This window comes from Saccharothrix deserti (genome assembly GCF_009769385.1).
In the GTDB taxonomy this organism is placed as follows: Bacteria; Actinomycetota; Actinomycetes; order Mycobacteriales; family Pseudonocardiaceae; genus Actinosynnema; species Actinosynnema deserti.
Map to the genome: position 1 here is coordinate 177,290 of NZ_VKAB01000018.1, position 18,780 is coordinate 196,069.

At 72.8% G+C, this 18,780-nt stretch carries 13 protein-coding genes; 8 read left to right on the top strand and 5 right to left on the bottom strand.

Annotated features, from left to right (window positions below):
- The first annotated feature begins 41 nt into the window (after positions 1-41).
- Genes FM051_RS29050 through FM051_RS53305 form a run of 4 tightly spaced genes read left to right on the top strand, consistent with a single transcriptional unit; the run spans position 42 to position 5,826 of the window.
- Positions 42-1,853, top strand: a complete 1,812-nt coding sequence (locus FM051_RS29050) for a fibronectin type III domain-containing protein (protein ID WP_158848855.1) — start codon at positions 42-44, stop codon at positions 1,851-1,853.
- Complete coding sequence (locus FM051_RS29055; RefSeq protein WP_158848857.1) at positions 1,850-2,800, top strand: AAA family ATPase; 951 nt, start codon at positions 1,850-1,852, stop codon at positions 2,798-2,800. The genes FM051_RS29050 and FM051_RS29055 overlap by 4 nt, the downstream gene beginning before the upstream one ends.
- Before the next feature lie 3 nt (positions 2,801-2,803).
- Positions 2,804-3,850, top strand: coding sequence for a DUF58 domain-containing protein (locus tag FM051_RS29060; protein ID WP_158848859.1), 1,047 nt, complete (start codon positions 2,804-2,806; stop codon positions 3,848-3,850).
- A complete protein-coding gene (locus FM051_RS53305; protein WP_158848861.1) occupies positions 3,847-5,826 on the top strand; it encodes a transglutaminase TgpA family protein in 1,980 nt (659 codons plus the stop codon). Before FM051_RS29060 ends, FM051_RS53305 begins: the two co-directional genes overlap by 4 nt.
- Positions 5,827-5,829: 3 nt before the next feature.
- Here the strand turns inward: FM051_RS53305 and FM051_RS29070 are convergent, their stop codons facing one another.
- Positions 5,830-7,734 carry a serine/threonine protein kinase gene (locus FM051_RS29070; RefSeq protein ID WP_158848863.1) on the bottom strand — a complete coding sequence of 635 codons (1,905 nt, stop codon included), beginning with the start codon at positions 7,732-7,734 and terminating at the stop codon, positions 5,830-5,832.
- A gap of 99 nt (positions 7,735-7,833) precedes the next feature.
- Here FM051_RS29070 and eccD point away from each other — a divergent pair, with 99 nt between their 5' ends.
- Both eccD and eccB read left to right on the top strand, forming a co-directional pair.
- Complete coding sequence (gene eccD, locus FM051_RS29075) at positions 7,834-9,114, top strand: type VII secretion integral membrane protein EccD (protein ID WP_158848865.1); 1,281 nt, start codon at positions 7,834-7,836, stop codon at positions 9,112-9,114.
- A 2-nt stretch (positions 9,115-9,116) separates the two neighbouring features.
- Positions 9,117-10,526, top strand: coding sequence for a type VII secretion protein EccB (gene eccB, locus FM051_RS29080; RefSeq protein ID WP_158848866.1), 1,410 nt, complete (start codon positions 9,117-9,119; stop codon positions 10,524-10,526).
- Between the two features lie 177 nt (positions 10,527-10,703).
- Here eccB and FM051_RS29085 read toward each other — a convergent pair whose 3' ends face one another.
- Genes FM051_RS29085 through eccCa form a run of 3 tightly spaced genes read right to left on the bottom strand, consistent with a single transcriptional unit; the run spans position 10,704 to position 16,352 of the window.
- Positions 10,704-12,029: a hypothetical protein gene (locus FM051_RS29085; protein ID WP_158848867.1), complete on the bottom strand. Its 1,326-nt coding sequence runs from the start codon at positions 12,027-12,029 to the stop codon at positions 10,704-10,706.
- A gap of 1 nt (position 12,030) precedes the next feature.
- Complete coding sequence (locus tag FM051_RS29090) at positions 12,031-12,408, bottom strand: hypothetical protein (RefSeq protein WP_158848868.1); 378 nt, start codon at positions 12,406-12,408, stop codon at positions 12,031-12,033.
- Positions 12,405-16,352: a type VII secretion protein EccCa gene (gene eccCa, locus FM051_RS29095; protein WP_158848869.1), complete on the bottom strand. Its 3,948-nt coding sequence runs from the start codon at positions 16,350-16,352 to the stop codon at positions 12,405-12,407. Before eccCa ends, FM051_RS29090 begins: the two co-directional genes overlap by 4 nt.
- Before the next feature lie 67 nt (positions 16,353-16,419).
- Between eccCa and FM051_RS29100 the strand changes: the two genes are divergently transcribed.
- Complete coding sequence (locus tag FM051_RS29100) at positions 16,420-16,842, top strand: WXG100 family type VII secretion target (RefSeq protein ID WP_274383746.1); 423 nt, start codon at positions 16,420-16,422, stop codon at positions 16,840-16,842.
- Positions 16,843-16,872: 30 nt separating this feature from the next.
- A complete protein-coding gene (locus tag FM051_RS29105) occupies positions 16,873-17,169 on the top strand; it encodes a WXG100 family type VII secretion target (protein ID WP_158848871.1) in 297 nt (98 codons plus the stop codon).
- Positions 17,170-17,475: 306 nt separating this feature from the next.
- On the opposite strand, the gene mycP is transcribed toward FM051_RS29105, so the two are convergent.
- Positions 17,476-18,735: a type VII secretion-associated serine protease mycosin gene (mycP, locus tag FM051_RS29110; protein WP_158848872.1), complete on the bottom strand. Its 1,260-nt coding sequence runs from the start codon at positions 18,733-18,735 to the stop codon at positions 17,476-17,478.
- Positions 18,736-18,780 lie beyond the last annotated feature (45 nt).

Consider the following 18,780-nt stretch of genomic DNA (forward strand, 5'->3'; position numbering starts at 1 on the left):
GTGTCATACGCTACGTGATTGCAGACTAGGGGGTCGGTGCCATGAGAATCTCAGTGAAGTGGCGGGGCCGCGTGCCGGTCGCCCTGCTGACCGCCGCGAGCCTCACCGTGGCCGGCCTGGCCATCGGCGGCGCGTCGGGCGTGCCGCAGCTGGAGTTCCTGCAATCCGGGCACTGGGTGCTGAACTCGGCGCTCGGCAAGGTGTTCCACGTCGACGGCGCGACCAAGCAGGTCAACGCCGAGGTCGCCATGCCGGACGCCGAGCAGGGCAGCCTGGTCGTGCAGAGCGACAGCAGCGGTTACGTCATCGGCAAGGGCAAGTACACCGAGTTCGGCAAGTCGACGCTGCGGGTCGAGGGCACGACCGCCGCGCCGACCGAGGCCGAGCTGCCGGTGGCGCTGGAAGGCGCGGGCGGCCCGTACCTGATCTACCGGGAGACCGGCCGCGTGGTGCGGCTCAGCGGTGACGAGCCCACACCGCCGATCGCGATCGGCGAGCGGCTGGGTCACCCGGTGGCCACCCCGGACGGCACGTTGTGGCTGCACAAGATCGAGAGCGGCCAGCTGTGCCACCTGTCCGCGGGCGCCACCGCGCCGTCCTGCCCGGCCGCGATCACCCCGGGACACACCGGCGGCCTGACCGTCGTCGGCGACCAGCCGGTGTTCGTCGACACGACCGCCGACACGATGCAGGTGGTGGAGGACAACGGCCTCGGCCGGCCGAAGGCCATCGGCAAGGACATGCCGGACACCACGAAGATCGGCCCCGGCGACGTCACCGGCCGCGTGCCGATGGTCGACCCCGCCGGCACCTTGTACCTGGTGGACACGGCGGACGTGGTCGGCGACCGGCCCCCCGCGCAGATCGTGACGGTGCCGCTGGGGCCGGGCGACTACGCCGTGCCGGAGGCCACCGGCTCCACCGTGGCGGTGCTCGACCAGCGCGGCGGCACCCTGCACACCTACGACGGCACCGGCGGCAAGCGCGGGTCGACCCCAGTGCCGGCGGAACGCGGCTCACCGCGGCTGACCAAGGGCGAGGACAAGCGGCTCTACGTCGAGAGCGGCGAGGGCAAGCACGTGCTGGTGGTCGACATCGAGGGCAAGGTGACCCCCGTGCCGGTGGACGGCACCGGGACCAGCGGTTCCCGCACGCCCGAGCCGCCACCGTCCGAGTCGACCACGACGCCCCCGATCACCACCACGCCACCACCGGCTGTCGGCACCCAGCAGCCCCCCGCGCAGCAGCAGCCGACGCAGCGTCGGCAGACGCCGCCACCGCCGCCGCCGATCCCGGCGAGCCCACCGGGTGCGCCTGGCGGGTTGAACGCGACGCCGGGCAACGGCTCCGTCGTGCTGGCGTGGGGCGCCGCCGCCGCCAACGGCGCGTCCGTCACCGCCTACCAGATCAGCTGGAACGGCGGCTCGGCCTCGGTCGGCGGTGGTGAACGCGGCTTCACCGCCTCGGGCCTGGCCAACGGCACCGCGTACACGTTCACCGTGGTCGCCCAGAACTCGGCCGGATCGGGTCCGCCCGCATCCGCGGCAGCCACACCACGGCAGCCGATGACGATCACGGTGTCGCGCGGCCCGGATTACGACGACGGCGATACCTGCCGGAACCCGGACTGCGCCTACATGCACATCGAGATGCGGGGCTTCGCCCCGAACACCGACTACCGCCTGGTGCCGTACTCCTCCAATCCGGACTACAGCAACGGTGGAGCCACGGTGCGCACCGACGCGCAGGGCAACAAGACGACCGATCGGTTCTACTACGGCAGCCCCGGCCGGACGGTGTGGGTGGTCGCGGGTGGCGTCGAGTCGAACCGTTTGTACTGGGAGGACCGATGACCGCGCCGAAGTCGACCATGGCGTACCAGGCGATCGCGGACAACGTGCAGCGCGTGGTGCGCGGCAAGCCCGAGGTGGTGCGGTACGCCGTGGCCGCGCTGCTGGCCGAGGGGCACTTGCTCGTCGAGGACGTGCCCGGCCTGGGCAAGACCACGCTGGCGCGGTGCCTGGCGCGCAGCGTCGGCGGCACGTGGAACCGCATCCAGTTCACCCCGGACCTGCTGCCCGGCGACGTGACCGGTGTGACCGTGTACCACCAGAAGACCGAGAAGTTCGAGTTCCACCCCGGCGGCGTGTTCGCCAACGTGGTGCTGGCCGACGAGGTCAACCGGGGCACGCCGAAGACGCAGTCGGCGCTGCTGGAGGTCATGTCGGAGCGGCGCGTGACGGTCGACTCGATCGCGCACGAGGTGCCGCACCCGTTCCTGGTGGTGGCCACCCAGAACCCGATCGAGATGGAGGGCACCTACCGGTTGCCCGAGGCGCAGCTGGACCGGTTCCTGATGCGCCTGTCCGTCGGCTACCCGGACCTGGCCGCCGAGGTGCTGGTGGTGATGAGCGACGCCGCGCGGGTCGGCCCGGACGATCTCCAACCGGTGATCGACATGCCGACGTTGCGCGCGGCGATCACCGAGGTCCGCGGCTCGCACATCGCGCCCGCGATCTGCGAGTACGCGGTCCGGGTCGCGGCGGCCACCCGTGAGCACACCGCCGTGCGCTGGGGCGCGAGCCCGCGCGGCAGCATCGCCCTGGTGCGGGCCGCGCAGGCGTTGGCGGCGACCGAGGGGCGGCTGTTCGTGACGCCGGACGACATCAAGGCCGTCGCCGAACCGGTGCTGTCGCACCGGCTGGTGCTGACCCCCGACGCGGAGCTGAACCAGCGGCGGCCCGCCGAGGTGGTCGCGGAGGTGCTGAGCACGGTCACCGCACCACTGTCGGCGGGCTGACCGGTGCGGTTGACCCGACGCGGCGTCGCCGTGCTCGTCGTGGCCGTGCTGTGCGGTGTGGGCGGTTTCCTGGCCGGCTACCCGTTGTTCCAGGCGTTGGCGGGGCTGTCGGTGGGCGCGGTGGTGGCGGCGTTCTTCGTCGCGGCCCGGCGTCCGCGCGTCGACGTGCGCCGCGACGTCTACCCCGACCGGGTCGAGCGGGGACGGCCCGCGTTGGCGCGGTTGGCGGTGCGGCACGCGGGCGGCGGCTTCACCGCGCGGGACCGGTGCGGGCCCCACGTGCGGGGCGTGGTCGTGCGGGCGGACGCGGTGTACCGGTACGAACTGCCGACGACTTCCCGTGGGAAGCACACCGTCGGCCCGTTGGCGATCGAACGCGCCGACCCGTTGGGGCTGGTGCGCAACCTCGTGGACACCGGTGACACGGTGACGCTGTGGGTGCACCCCCGGCTGCACCCGGCCCGGCCGTTCGCCGGCGGTTACCGGCGGCACCACCACGACGGCCCGACCACCGACCAGTCGCCGCGCGGTTCGCTGGACCTGCGCGAGGTGCGCGAGTACGTGCCCGGTGACGAGGTGCGGCTGGTGCACTGGAAGGCGACCGCGCGGACCGGTCGGCTGATGGTGCGCGACTACGCCGACCCGGACCAGCCCCGGTTCACGTTGCTGCTGGACACCAGGCACCCCAAGGGTTTCGAGGAGGCCGTGGAGATCGCCGCTTCCCTGCTGCACGCGGGTGTCGTCGCCGGTCGTCACGGACGGCTGCTGACGCCGTGCGGGGTGGACGTGACCGTGCGGGGCGGGGTGTTGGGGGCTCGGCGGTTGTTGGACGAGCTGTGCGTGTTGGGGGTGCGGTCCGATGCCGCGTTGCCGTCACGTCCGCCCGGCAGCCTGGTGGTGGTGACGGCGGGTCCGCTCGACGCGATCGCGCCGCTGCGGCCGGATGTCGTGTTCTCCCTCGGTGGTCCCGGTGACGTGGTCGGGGCGCGGGTGATCTGGGCGCCGGACGCCGAGCGTGCCGTGCGGCGCTGGAACGAGGCGGTGGGGTGAGCGTCCTGTTGGGTGTGCCCGCTGTGCGCGGGTCGGGGGTCGTGGCGGTTTTCGCGGCCGCTTCGGTGGCGGGTCTGCTGTTCGGGCCGGTGTTCGGGGTCGGCGCGTTGCTGCTGCCGGTCGGTGCGACCGTGCTGCCTTCTCTCGCGGTGACGTTGTGGCTGCGTTCGCGTGAGGCTTGGCGTGCGGTGGCGGCGGTCGTCGCGGGGCTGGCGGGTCTGCTGGTCGCGTTGCGTGCCAACCCCTCGGCCGTGCTCGCCGGGGTGACGGACTCGTGGCGGCTGGCGTTGCAGACGACGTGGCCCGCGCTCCCGGAACCCGAGGTCGTCGTCTTCGTGCCGCTGCTGGTGTTGGCCGCTTCGGTGTTCGGGGTCGAACTGCTGCTCCGGCTGCGGGCGCCGTTGGTTTCCCTCCTGCCCTCGCTGGGTGTGGTGGCGTTGAGCCAGGCTTACGCGGCGGCCAGTGGTGCGCCGGCGATCCTGGCCGCTGTCGTCTTCGCCGCCTGTGGTGCGGTGATCGTCGCGCGTGGGATTCCTTGGGCGGCGGTGGCGCTCGGGGTCGTCGGCGCGGTGGCGTTGGGTGCGGTGTCGTCCGGGCCGGCTTTGTCGTTGCGGACGGATGAGTTCGCGCCGTTGGCGACGCCGCGGGTGGCCAGTCCGCTGGACGAGTTGCCGTCGCGGCTGGCCGATCCTTCGAAGCCGGTGTTCGAGTACACGTCGTCCGCCCGGGTCGACCGGTGGCCGATCGCGGTGCTGGACGAGTTCGACGGGGTGAACTGGACGCCCGGTGGTGAGCTGCGGCGGATGGGCGCGGGACTGCCGCCCGTCGTCGAGTCGCCTTCGTCCCGGTCGGCCGAGGTGAGGTTGCTGGAGTCGTTGGGCAGGCCTTGGCTGCCGAGCCAGACCTGGCCTGCCACGGTGGAGGGCGTCGACGCGCTGGTGGATCCGGCGCGTGGCACTTTGCTGAGCGAGGCCGATGTTTCCTCGTACACGTTGACCTGGTGGGAGCCGCAGGTCGACCCCACATCGTTGATGGGGAAGGCGATCGACCCCTCGGCGCCGGGCGGGAAGGCCGGGGTCGGCACGGCGCCGGCTTCGGTCCACGCGTTGGCGAACGCGGCGGTGCAGGAGATGCGTTCGTCGTTCCGGACCGCGATGGTGCTGGAGAAGTACATGCGGGACAACTACGAGCTGGTGACCACCGGTGACCTGCCGGTCGGGCACGGGTGGCCGCAGTTGGAGCGGTTCCTCACCGTTGAGAAGCGCGGGACGCGCGAGCAGTTCGCGGCGGCGTACGTGGCCATGGCCCGGCTGCTCGGGATCCCGGCGCGGTTGGTGGTCGGGTTCGCCGGGCCGGACAGCGGTTCGGTGGTGCGCAACGGGGACGCGCTGGCGTGGCCCGAGGTGGCCGTGGCCGGTGTCGGGTGGGTTGCGTTGGACCCGACGGGGTCGGCGCGGGTGTCGTCGGCTTCGAACGGGCTGTCCGCGGTGACGGAGGAGGCCCGTTCCCAGTTGCCGCCGGTGGAGGACATGGTGTCACCCGATCTGCCGGCGGCCCCCGAGGACGTCGCTCCGACCACTCGGGTGCCGTGGGCGTTGGCGTTGTGGCTGCTGGTCGTGCCGGCGGTGGGTTGGCTGCCGGCGGTGCCGGTGCTGGTGGGTGTGCGGTCGTGGCGACGCCGGCGTTCCGGCACGGTGGCCGACGCGTGGGCCGAGGTGCGCGATCGTTTGCGCAGGCACGGGGTGGCGGTGACGCCCGCGATGACCGTCCGGGACGCCGCTACCGCCGCCCGACCCGTGGTCGACCCGCCGACTGCGGATGCCTTGTCGGGCCTGGCGACGGCCGTGGACGCCACGATGTGGTCCGGTGCACCGGTGGACGCGCGAGCGCAGGCGTGGGCGGCGGTGCGAGCGGTGCGAGCGGGTTTGGCGCGGCGTCCGTGGAAAGCCCGGCTACGAGCCGCGTTCCGCTACTGATCGTCACTTCGTCGTGCAGACCGCTCCACGGATGCCTTGGGGCTGACTGACGTAATTCTGGTCCCCGTCGGTGCCCCAGACTTCAAAGCAGTACTGCCGCTTCGGCTCGATCGGAACCCGCGTCGTCTTGCCGCGCAACTCCGGCGTCTTCCGGTTCGGCTGCCCCTCGGGAGCTACGACCACCACGTAACTCAGGTCGGCCGAGCTGCGCCACGCGAGATCAACGTGGTTGTCGGCCTCGGAGACCACCTCCAACTCGATCCGAGCCGCCGCTTCACCGCCCGGCGCACTCATGGTCGGCGGGATCGGCGCCGATGGCGGCGGATCTTCGCGGAGGAGGAGGAACGGCGCGGCGGCGAACAACCCCAACGCGCCCACAATGCCGACGACCAGCCCGAGACGTCCCCGCCGATCCCCCTTGTCCGAAGGCTTGACCTCGGCGATCGGCATCCGCACAGGCGGCGCGGGCGAGACGGAAAAATACCCCTCGGGCTCCGGCGGTGACGTCAATCCCCCGCTCGCCCACTCGTCTCCGGGCGCTCCCGGCGACGGCGGTGCTACCGGCCCCCCAGGCGGCTGGACCGGCAAAACTCGACCCGACGGCGGCGCAACCGACAGAGGCGCGAAAGGCGGCCCAGACGGCGGCCCCACCGAGACCTCGCTTTCCCCCGGCGCAACCTGCGGCGATGCAGGCTGAGCATCGCCCGGCGGCGGCGCGGCCTGACTCGACGATGGCGCTACCGGCGGCAGTGCGAATGGTGTCCCAGCCGGCGGCGTCGGCGAGGCTTGGCCCGGCGGCGGCACGACCGGCAGCGGCGCGGACGGCGTCCCAGCCGGCGGCGCTACCGGAGCCTGGCTTCCCTGCGGCACGACCGGCAACGGCGCAGGCGGACCCTCACCCGGCGGCGGCGCGACCGGTAGGAACACAGGTGGAACGCCGCCCTGCGGCGGCCCTGGCGGAGGCTGGCTGGGCGGTGGCGCGAACGGCGGCGGTGTGAGTGGCCGTGCGGTTGGTGGCGCGGTCGGTGGCGCGGTTGGCGGCGGGGCGAGCGGTGGGTGGATCGGGGGTGCGGGGGGCGTTCGGGCCGATGTGGTCGGGAAGTAGGTGGGCGGGGTGAGGTACGGGGTGTCGGCGAAGTCGTCGAAGCCCGAGCCGGCGATGGCCGCCAACTGGGCCGCCACGTCGAACGGACGGGTGTCGGGATCCCTCGCCATCAGTCCGCGGACCAGGTCGGCCAGGCCGGCGGGCAGGTCCGGTCGCGAGACCTCCGGCGCCGGGGCGCCCAGGACCCTCAGCAGGTGCTCTTCCGCCCGCTCACCCATCCGGCCCGGGTAGGGCACCTGGCCCGTGAGCGCCAGGTACAGCACGGCGCCCAGCCCGTACAGATCAGTGCGCGCATCACGCACGGCGTCGCGCACGGTCTCGGGTGCGGCGAAGTCGACCGGCGGGTCGGACGGGAAAGCGCGGCGCACCGCCAGGCCGCCGTCGGCCAGCACGGGCTCACCGGAAGCACGGAACAGGACGTTGGTCGCGGTCACCCCGCCGTGGACCAGCCCCGCGGCGTGGGCCGCGCCCAGTGCCTCGGCCAGCACCTGCCCCAGGTCCAGCACCTCGGCGACCGGCAGCGGTCCGTCGTGGCGCACTCTCGTCGCCAGCGAGTACCGGCACAGCTCCGAGACCACCGCGGTCACGCCGTCGGCCAGCTCCTCCACGCCGCGCACGACCGGTGTGAAGGGAACACGGCGCCACTTGGCGATCTCGCGTTCCACAGCGGCACGGGTGCGGCGGTCCAGTGAAATCGGGAACACCTTGTACGCGGTCCCGCCGCCCGCGTACACCGTCGCCACCGGGCCGACGCCCAGGGGGACGAGGTGGTTGCCAGGAGGATTCGCCATCGCGGTGCTCATTGTCCCCACGGTGCCGCAGCACGTCCAGCCGCCGACCGCCGTGTCCGGTAGCTGCCGCGCGGGTACCACGGACATCGCCGCCGGTCCATCGTGACGCGCATGAACACCACAGGGCTGGTGCGGGTGACGATCGCCGCACCCCACCGGCGCATCGATCTGGCGCTGCCCGAGCACTCGTCGGTCGCGGAAGTGCTGCCGGGGCTGCTGAAGCACGCGGGCGAGCCGCCCACCGACGACGGCTGGCTGCTGCGCAGGCCGGACGGCACCGCGTTGGAACTCGGCCGCACGCTCGCCGCACACCGGGTGCGCGACGGCGAAGTTCTGCACCTGGCGCACCGGCGGACCGAGTGGCCGGAGTTGGAGTACGACGACCTGGTCGACGTGATCGCGTCCGGTCTCGGCCGGACGTGGGGTCCCCGGCACACGCGGCGGGCCGGGCTGCTCGCGGGCGGGGCGCTGGTGCTGCTCGGCGTCGTGCCGATGGCCGCCCTGGCGTCTCCGTGGTGGTCGTGGGGGCTGGCGGCGGTCCTGCTGTCGGCGGGTGTGGCGTTGGCACGGGCGTTCGGTGACGCGGGGGCGGGTGCGGTCGTCGCCGCGTTGGCGCTGCCGTTCGCCGGGCTGGGTGGCGTGCTGCTGTTCGGCACCGGACACGGCCTGGGCGCGCCGCACGTGCTGTCGGCGTGCGCGGCGGTGCTGGTGGTGGCGGTGCTAGCGCTCATCGGGGTGGCGGAACAGGCGGTGTGGTTCACCGGCGCGATCACGGCCGCACTGCTCGGTGCGGCCGGCGCGTGGTTGGCGTCCGACGTGCTGAACGGCGTCGAAGCGGCAGCGGTGGTCGCGGGCGCGGTGCTGGTGTTCTCGCCGATGTGCGCGCCGTTGGCGATCCGGCTGGGCCGGGTGCCGTTGCCGACGTTGCCGCGCACGGCCGCGGACCTGATCGCCGACCCACCGCGGCCGGCGCGGGCGGCGGTGCGCGAGGCGGTGGTGCGGGCGGATCGTCTGCTGACCGGGATGCTCGCGGGGTGCGCGGTCGTGCTGGTGGCGTGCGCGGTGCTGTTGACGCGCGGTGACGTGTGGGCCTTGGTGCTGCTGGGAGTGCTCGGCGTGGGGCTGTTGCTGCGCGCCCGGCTGTACCCGGCGGTGCGACAACGTGGTCCGCTGCTCGCCGCCGGTATCGCGGTGCTGGCGTGTCTGCCGACCGGGCCGGCGGTGATCGGGATCGGGGCGTTGGTGATCAGCGCGGGACTGGCCCGTACGAAACGCGGTGCGCGGTTGTCGCGCTACGCGGAGCTGCTGGAGATCGCCGTGGTCGTCGCCGTCGTGCCGGTGGTGTGCGCGGTGCTGGGGCTGTACGGGTACCTGCGCGGGTTGGGGGGCTGACGGTGGCGTCGAACCGGGATCAGTTGCAGGCGCAGCAGTTCCTGCAGCAACGGGTGGTGTCGGCGCTCGTCACCGGCGAGACCGACCCCGAGCAGCCGCCGTTCCGCCGGGCGGTGGTGGCGGCGTTCGGCGGGATCGCGATCGCGGTGGTCGTGCTGGCGGCGTTCGGGGTGTACGGGATGGTGTCGCCGGGCGGGAGCAACGCTTGGCGTGGCGAGTTCGTGGTGGTGGAGAAGGAGACCGGCGCACGGCACGTGTACGTGGACGGTCGGCTGCACCCGGTGGCGAACTACGTGTCGGCGTTGCTGGCGTTGGGGAAGCACGCGGAGACGCGGACGGTGTCGCGCGAGTCGTTGGCGGGGGTGCCGCGCGGGCCGCGACTGGGGATCGCGGACGCGCCCGACTCGCTCCCGGACGTTTCCCGGCTGCTCACGGGTGGGTGGACGATGTGCTCCCAGCCCCGGCCGGACGTCACCGGTGCGACGGTGAACGACTCGGTGCTCGTCGTCGGTGGCGGTGTGCCGGGTGGGCGTCCGTTGGACGAACGCGCGCTGTTGGTGGACGTGCCCGAGACCGGTGACCAGTACCTGCTGTGGCGCGGCTTCCGGCACCGGATCCGGCAGGCCGACACGGTGGCGGTGGGCTTGGCGCTGCGGTCCGAGCCGCGGGCGCGGGTCGGTTCGGCGCTGGTCGACGTGCTGCCGGCCGGGGAGCCGATCGCGCCGATCGCGTTGCCGGACATCGGGGCCGCGTCCAAGGCGGCGCCCGGGGCGCGGATCGGACAGCTGTTCGTGGTCGAGACGTCCGGTGGCGAGGTGCAGCACTACCTCGTCGAGGCGGAGGTGCTGCGTCCCATCTCGGAGTTGCAGTACGACATCCAGCGCGCCTTCCAGCCGACCGCGCAGGCTTATGACGGCGGTCAGCCGGTCGGTATCCCGCTGGGTCTGGTCGCGGCGGGCCAGGCGCGGCAGGGGCCGCCGGTGGAGTCCGGGCCGGGCAAGCCTCCCACCGGGCGGCCGGAGTTCGCCTCGGTGGACGGTTCGGTGCTGTGCGCGTCTTTCGACAGCACCGGTTCGCCTCCCGCACTGGTCGTGGACCCCGACCTGCCGGACCCCGACCCGTTGATGACGGCGACGGCGCGGCGCACCGAGAACGGGACGCCGTTGGCGGATCGCGTGGTCGTGCCACCGGGCCGGGCCGCCGTGGTGGAGGTGATGCCGGGTCCCGACGCGCCCGTCGGCACGGTGGTGCTGGTGACCGACCAGGGCCGTGCGCACGCCTTGGCCAACCGCGAGGTCCTTGAAGTGCTCGGGTACGAAAACGTCACCCCCGTACGCCTACCGGTGAGCCTGGTCTCCCGCGTACCACACGGCTCCCCCCTCGACCCCGCCACCGCCCTCCGCCGCATCTGACGATCTCGCCACAACACCGCAACCGCCCCCTCACGCAACCACGGAGGGGGCGGTTGCTGCATACACAAGACACCGCAACCGCTCTCGCTCCGGCGGGACCGGGCTACCGCATACACCAGACAGCGCAACCGCCCCTCCCGTTGCTGCAGAGGGGCGGTTGCGGTGTGTGGGTGCCGGTTAGCGGCCGATCAGGGGTGACCTCGGTTCCCCGGTCTCCCACAGCTCCTCGTCCAGCGCGTCCGCCTCCGGGGGCCGACGTCGGTCCGCCCGCGTGGGCAGCACGCCGCCCGGATTCGCCCTACCTCGCAGGTGGTCGGGCACGCCCGGTGTGCCTGGCTGGCGACGGCCCTTGCCGGCGGGCTGGCGCTGGGCGTCGCCGGGCTTGGGCTTGCCCGAACCGGACTGCCCACCTGCCGCGCCCGCACCGGGCGGCATCATCGGTGGCACGCCGCTGCCGCCGGTCGTCGGCACCGATGTGGCACCTGCCGCCGTGGGCAGCGTGGGTGGCAACGGCGGGGTCAGCGCGGCGGCGGAGAGGGTGCCCGGCTTCGCGGCCTTGGCGATCGCGGGCACGCCCGATGCGCCGGTCAGGCCGGCTCCACCGATACCTCGCACACCACCTACGCCCCGGAGCGACGCCGGGCCCACGCCGGCACCACCCGGCACGCGCACAGGCGGTGCGACGGGCAACGGTGGCAGCGCCGGCGCCGGAGGGGCCTGCGGCAGGTTCACCGACGGCGGCACCACGGACGGCAGCTTCGGGGGTGCCGCGGCACCCCCGCCGGACAGCGCCGGGCCACCGGCCGGACCGCCTGCCGGGCCACCGGCCGGACCGCCGGCTGCACCACCGGCGGGACCGCCCGCAGCACCGCCTGCCGGGCCACCTGCAGCACCACCGGCTGGACCGCCCGCCGGACCGCCAGAAGGACCACCGGCAGGACCGCCCGAGGAGCCACCGGCCGCCATCGGCGCCTGCTCGCCCTCAGCCGCCGCACGAACCGCATCGGTCGCGGCCACGTACAGCTTGCCCAGGGCGTCCATCCGTTCCGCCGCCCGCCGCTGCAACTCCAGCAGCTGCGCCTCGATCGCCCCGAGCGCCCCCGCGTTGAGCCCCCTGGACCCCTCACTCGCGAACATCTGGGTCCTGGCCGCCAACAGCTTCGCCTGCGCCTCCAGGCACTGGTCGATGAACGCCTTCGTCACCGGGATGTCCTTGGCCACGGTCTCCAACGCCACCCACGGTTGCGCCGCGTCGATCCGCGCGACCCACGCCGCCATCCCTTGTGCCGCCGTCCGACCCCGCGCCGCGAACAGGTCACCGGCCTGGTCCGTCCACTGCGGAGCGAGGTTGCCGATCTCGCCGGTCAACGACGCGCCGGACTGGGTCAGCTCCTCCCTCGCCGCCAACCACATCCGGCCCGCCTGCTCCAGCCGGGGGAGGTGACCCACCTCCTGCCCGACCATCTTGGCCATCTGCTCCAACGTCATGCCCGCATAGCTCATGTCAGCGCCTCCAATTCCCCGCCGGGACCATGCCCGCGGCATCCATGGCCTGGATGTGCTCCGCGGCGAACACGGGCGCGGGCCCGAGCGGCGCGGCGTCGCGGACCTGGACGAGCGCCTGGGCACCCGTCCCGTCGGCCCGCTCGTAGTCGTCTGCGCACGCCACCGCGATCTCGCGGCACTGCGCCAACTCCTGGTCGACCGCGGTCAGGTAGGTGGTCAACGCGGTGGTCGACGCCTCGTCGGCCGCCTGGAACGGCCCGCACTCCAGCATCCCCCCGCCCGCGCACCCACCCGGCACCGCCTCCCGCGCCACTTTCGCCAGGTCCAGCGGTCGCGGCTTGAACGCCGCCATGTCCTCGGTGAATCCGTAGATCACTGATCGCTCCCTCGGTCCGGATCTGCCACTTGCACCAGCGACGGCGCACGCCGTCGGTCCACCAGCCGGCCGCGGCCCGGTGGCAGCGGCTCGGGTTTGAGGCCGCCCAACAACGGCCCCTCGTTCTTGTCGCCCGACAGCAGCAACCCCGGCGAGCCGACGTCACGCAGTCGGGCGATGAAGGTCTCGAACAACGCCCGCCCCGCACCACCGGTCCGCCGCGTGAGCACGACGTGCAGCCCGATGTCACGCCCCTGCGGCAGGTACGGCAGCAACGCCAACAACGGGTTGTCCATCCCGGTCGCCACCAAGTCGTAGTCGTCGACCAGCACGAACAACTCCGGCCCGGTCCACCAGCTCCGCGAACGCAACTGCTCCGCCGTCACGTCCGGACCCGGCAACCGACCCGCCATCGCCCGCGCCGCTTCCGACAACAAGTGTGCGGTGGTGGTTGTATCCGCGCCGTAACCGAGCAGGTGCGTGTCCGGCACGGCGCCGAGCAGACCACGCCGGTGGTCGATCACCAGCACCCTGGCCTGCGCGGGAGTCCGGTTGGCCACGATCCGCCGGGCCAGCAACCGCAGGAACGCCGTCTTGCCGGACTCCGCGTCGCCCAGCACCAGGAAGTGCGCGTCCGCCAGGAAGTCCAGGTGCACAGGCCCCAGATCGTGCTCCGCGATACCGATGGCGAAACTCAGATCTTCGTCAACCGCAGGCAAATCCGCCAAGGACACCCGACCGGGCAACAACCGCACCCGAGGCGCGTGGGCACCCGGCCACGCCCGCGAGACCGTGTCGACCAGAGCACCAAGAGCAGGCGTCGCACTATCCACATCGGACTCACCATCGATCCGTGGCAACGCCACCAGCAAGTGGTGCTTCCCCGAAGTGATCCCACGGCCGGGCGCACCCTCCGGCACCGCCGCCGCACTGCGCCGGTCCACCACGCTGTCCAGCGGGTCGCCCAACCGCAGCTCCAACCGGCTGCCGAACAGATCACGAATCCCCGGCCGCAGGTCGAACGGCCGCGCGCACGTCCCCACCACGTGCACACCGAACGACAACCCACGGGTCGCGATGTCGGAGACCACGTCCTCCAGGTCCTCGAACTCCTTGCGCAACGTCTGCCAGCCGTCGATCACCAGGAACACGTCACCGTGCGACTCGTCGGCGAACCGCCCCTCCCGGCGCATGGCCCGGAAACCCGCGATGCCGTCCACGTCGTGCTCGGCGAACAACCGCTCCCGCCGTTCCAACACGGTGAACACCTCGGCCACGGTCCGCCGCACGGCACTCGCCTGCTGCCGCCCCGCCACCCCACCGACGTGCGGCAACCCGCGCAACGCCCCGAGCAGCCCACCACCGAAGTCCAGGCAGTAGAACTGCACCTCCTGCGGCGTGTGGGTCAACGCCAGGCTCGTCACCACCGTCCGCAACGCCGTGCTGCGGCCACTGCGCGGCCCGCCGACCACCAGCACGTGCCCGGCCGCACCGGACAGGTCGAACTCCAGCAGATCACGCCGCTGCTCGAACGGCCGGTCCACCAACCCCACGACCGCACGCAGACCACCACTGCGCCGCGCGTCGACCGGACACAGCCCGCGCTCCGGATCCACACCCAACGGCCCGAGCAGTGAGTCCAAACTGGACGACTGACCCAAAGGGGGCAACCACACCTGGTGAGCGGGCGTGCCACGCCCGGCCAGCCGGTCGACCAGGATGTCCAACAAGCTCTCCCCCACGGCCTCCTCGTCCACCGGAGCCACCACGGGCAACGCCACCGGCGCCACGTAATCGGTGCTGTAGAGCGCCATACCGGGCAAGTCCACAGACCCCACCCCAACACCCGAACCAGGCCTGCGGTGCACGCCGGACACGTACGCGGACCGGAACCGCACCATCGGCTCGGTGCCGAACTTCAGGAACCCGTGGCCGGGCGCGCGAGGCAGGCTGAACGCGTCCGCCACCCCCAACACGGTGCGGCTCTCCAGCTCCGAGAACGTCCGCAACCCGATCCGGTAGGACAGGTGCGTGTCCAGCCCGCGCAACCGCCCCTCCTCCAACCGCTGGCTGGCCAGCAGCAGGTGCACCCCGAGCGACCGCCCCAACCGCCCGATCTGCACGAAGATGTCCACGAAATCGGGCTTGGCCGACAGCAGCTCGCTGAACTCGTCGCACACCACGAACAGCGTCGGCACCTCGGGCAACGGCGCGCCCGCCGCACGGGCCCGGTCGTAGTCGCGCAGCGAGGCGAAGTTCCCCGCCGCGCGCAGCAGTTCCTGCCGCCGCACCAGCTCGCCGTTCACCGCGTCGGCCATCCGGTCGACCAGCGGCAGCTCGTCCACCAGGTTGGTGATCACCGCGCTGGTGTGCGGCAGCCGGTCCAGCGTGGCGAACGTCGCGCCGCCCTTGAAGTCGATCAGCACGAAGTTCAGCGACTCGGGCGGGTGCGTCACGGCCAGCCCCAGCACCAGCGTGCGCAGCAACTCGCTCTTGCCCGACCCGGTCGCGCCGATGAGCAGACCGTGCGGCCCCATGCCGTCCTGTGCCGACTCCTTGAGGTCCACGTCGACCGGTGTGCCGTCCTCGCGGATGCCGAACGGGATGCGCAGCCGGTCCCGGTTGGGCCGCTGCTGCCAGTTCTCCGCCGGGTCGTACGCGTACGGGTCGCCCAGGTCCAGCAGGTCCGACAGGCCGGTGTCGCCCGACAACGGCTGCTCACCGCCCCCACCCGCGGTCAGCCGCAACGGCGCCAGCTGCCGGGCCAGGGCTTCGGCCGTCGGCAGGTCGAGCGCGTCGGCACGCCCCAGCTCCACGTCGCCGTCCACCGTCAACGCGGTCAGCACACCGTCGGCGGACACCTCCAGCGCCAACGCCGAACGCTCCGGCACGCGCGGCAGCGGCGAGGACAGGTCCAGCACGGTCACGCCCTCGACACCACCACCGGTCATCAGGTGGTCCGAGCCCGCGACCACGCCACCGTCCAACACCACCACCAGGTGCGGCCCGGACGTCCCGCGCGCACTGTCGGGATCGAACCGGGGCCGGTCGGCGAGCAGGTCGTCCAGCAACGCCTCCAGCGCGACCACCCCGGACGTCACCAGCCGCACCGGCCCCACCGCGTCGGTCCGGTCGGGGTGCAGGGCGTGCGGCAGCCACTTGACCCACTCCCACGACGGCCGCGCGCCGTCGTCCGCGCAGATCGCCACCCGCACGTCGTCCGGCGCCTGCAGCACGGCGAGCTGCGCCAACACCGCCCGGACCAGCGCGACCGCGCGTTGCCGGTCACCGCCGACGTGGATGACGCCGAACCCGGCCAGCGCCAACGCCAACGGCAGGTCGGCCACCGCCGCGTACGTGGTGAGGAACCTCCGCAACGCCAAGGCGGACAACGGTTCCAGCTGCTCCAACGGCTTGGTGTCCGGCGGCACGAGGTCCAGCGCCGGGCTCTGCGGGCCGAGTCCGACGCGCACGACGGCGAAGTCCGCGTCGGACCGGCGCCGCTCCCACCGCCGGTCGCCCGCGGCGAGCGACAGCAGCGCGTCCGGCTCCGGGTGCAGGTGCGCCAACGCGTCGCGCTGACGGCCGATCGACCGGGTGACGCGCACCCGGTGCTGGGCCAACTGCCGCAGGTAGGCGCGCCGCGCCTGACCCATCTCCCGCTTGCTCGGACCGCTGTTGTTGAGCAGCGACACCAGCACCATCGCCAGCATCGCCACACCGAACAGCCCGAACACGACGAACCGCAGCGCACCGGCCGTGCTGCCGCCGAACATCAGCAGCATCGCCGCCATGATCGCCACCATCGGCAGCACCACGACCAGCTGCGTCCACTGCCTGCCCGTCGGCTGCGGGATCTCCGGCGGCGCCTCCAGCACGAGTTCGCCCGACGGCATCTCCGGCGCGGGCCTGCGTTGAGGCCTCGTCACCACCACGGTCGCCACGCCGGCTCCCCCTCCTGTCGGTGTCGTGAACCGATCGTGGTGCCGCAGGGGTGCTCCGCGGGTGGTGATGGCAGGAACGTGCCGCGTGCCGCCGGCGCACGGTGCCGACGCGGTTCGCTGTGCATCGCCGACCGGCATACCAGCGGAAGGGAGAACCGGAGTGCAGGACCAACTTCACGGTGTTACCGAGACACTGGAGCGCGCCGCCGCCATGGCGGGGACCGTGTCCGGTGACATCGAGGGACACGTGGCGTCGCTGCGTCCGACCGTGGACGCTCTCAAGGGCGCGTGGGAGGGCACCGCGCGGCCCGCGTTCGACGCCGCGCACGCCCAGTGGGAGGCGGGCATCGCCCGGCTCACCACGGCGCTCAACAACCTCGGCGAGAACACCAGGTTCTCCTCGAACACCTACCTCACCGCCGACGAGATGTCGGCGACCGGGCTGAACGCCGTGCAGGGCGCCAGCCCGTTCGGCGGAGCGCTCGGGTAACGCCCCGGCCAGGACAAGGGAGAGACCGACATGCTCATCAAGGGCAACTTCGCCCAGCTCGAAGGGCTGGCCGGCCAGATCGCCTCGACGGTGGCCAGGGTCGAGCAGGAGATGGACACCTGGCGCACCACGTCCGGCGCCACCTCCGCCGACTGGCTGGACTCGGCCGGTGGCCAGTTCAGCGAGATCAGCGCCGCGTGGCACCAGGTGTCGACCGCGCAGCAGGCCATGCTGCAGGCGCTGCGCGGCGGGGTGGACAAGGCCAACGGCGAGCTCCAGCAGGCGCTCGGCGCGGCCGTGGCACGGATCGGCAGCACCTCGATCTGAGCTGAGCGACCGACGAAGGGCCCCGACGCCGTGGCGTCGGGGCCTTTCCGCGCTCCACCGGCTGGACGCGGCAATGGCCGAGATCACTCCAACGAGCTAATCGAACGTCAATGGGAAACTTTCAGCGCACCATTGACGTTGCCGGGATAAGAAGGAGGCAGCGGCGCGGCAGGCGAACCAGGCACACAGGCACAGGCGAACCAGGCACAGGCAGATGCACACGCACAGGCAGATGCACACAGGAAGGCAGGCGCACACGAGCGCGCTTCACCGACTGAACCGGAACACGCTTCACCGGAACACGCTTCACCGACTGAAGAGGAACACCTGGTCCGGCGGCTCCACCGGAGGAGGCCCGTCCGGCAGCCGGTCCAGCCTGGTCGGCGTCCACCGCCGGCGGCGACCGTTGACCAGGACCAGCGCGAGCACGCCCGCAGCGACCACCACCGCCACGGCGCCCACCACGTACACACGGGCGTTCGCCGCCGCGTTGTGCCACCACTGCCGTTCACGCACAACGTCCGGGTCCTCGACCGGCTTGACGACCACCGGCATGACGTCCGGCTTGGCGGCAGCCAGACCATCGGTGACCGCGCGGTACGGGTTGACCACACCGACCCCGTACGCGGCGGCCTCACCGCGTGCCGGACTCGCCGTGGCCAGCAGTCGGCGGGCGACTTCCGGCGCGGTCAGCTCCGGCCACGCCGCCCGCACCAGCGCCGCCGTGCCCGCGACGAACGGTGCGGCGAAGCTCGTGCCCTGCCAGTAGGCGTGCCCGCCCGCACGGGTCGCACCGGCCACCGCCGCACCCGGCGCGACCAGGTCGACGTAGTCGCCAACCTGCGAGCCGGACATCCGGTCACCCGCGATGTCGATCGCGCCGACGCCGAGCACACCGTCGTACGCGGCCGGGAACGAGGCGATCCGCGCGCCGCCGTCCTGCTGGCGGTTGCCGGCGGCGGCGACCACCAGCACGTCCTTGGCCACCGCGTGCGCCACCGCGTCCCGCACGTACTGGTTGTCCTCCTGCCCCGACATCGACAGGTTGAGCACCTTCGCGCCCTGGTCAGCGGCATACCAGATACCGCGCGCCAGCACGACCGGGTCGAGCGTGTTCACCGCGCCCGTGTCGTCGAGATCCCGCTCGGCAACCCGCACCGGCAGCACCCGCGCGCCGGGCGCGACACCGTGGAAACCCACGCCGTCCACCGGATCGGCGGCGACGATGCTCGCCACGGCGGTGCCGTGCGAACCGCAGTCGAAATCGCCGGGCAGGTCGCCGACCAGGTAGAAGTCCTCGCCGCGCACCACCTTGCCGGGCGCGCTCAACTGCGGGTGGTCGCGGTCGACCCCCGTGTCCACCACGGCGACGAGCACCCCGGCCCCGGTGCTGTGCGGCCAGGCCCGTGTCACGTCGAGCGCCTGTTGCGCCCACGGCAGTTCCTTGATCGGCGGGCGCGCGGGCTCGGGATCACGACAGGCGCCCGGCGGCGGTGCCGCCAGAGCGTCCGGTGTGGACAGTGCCACGAGCGCGACGGCCGCGAGCGCGGTGCTGAGTCGTCTCACGGGCACATCGTCGGCACTCGGGCGCGGGCCGACGGCGGGGTGGCC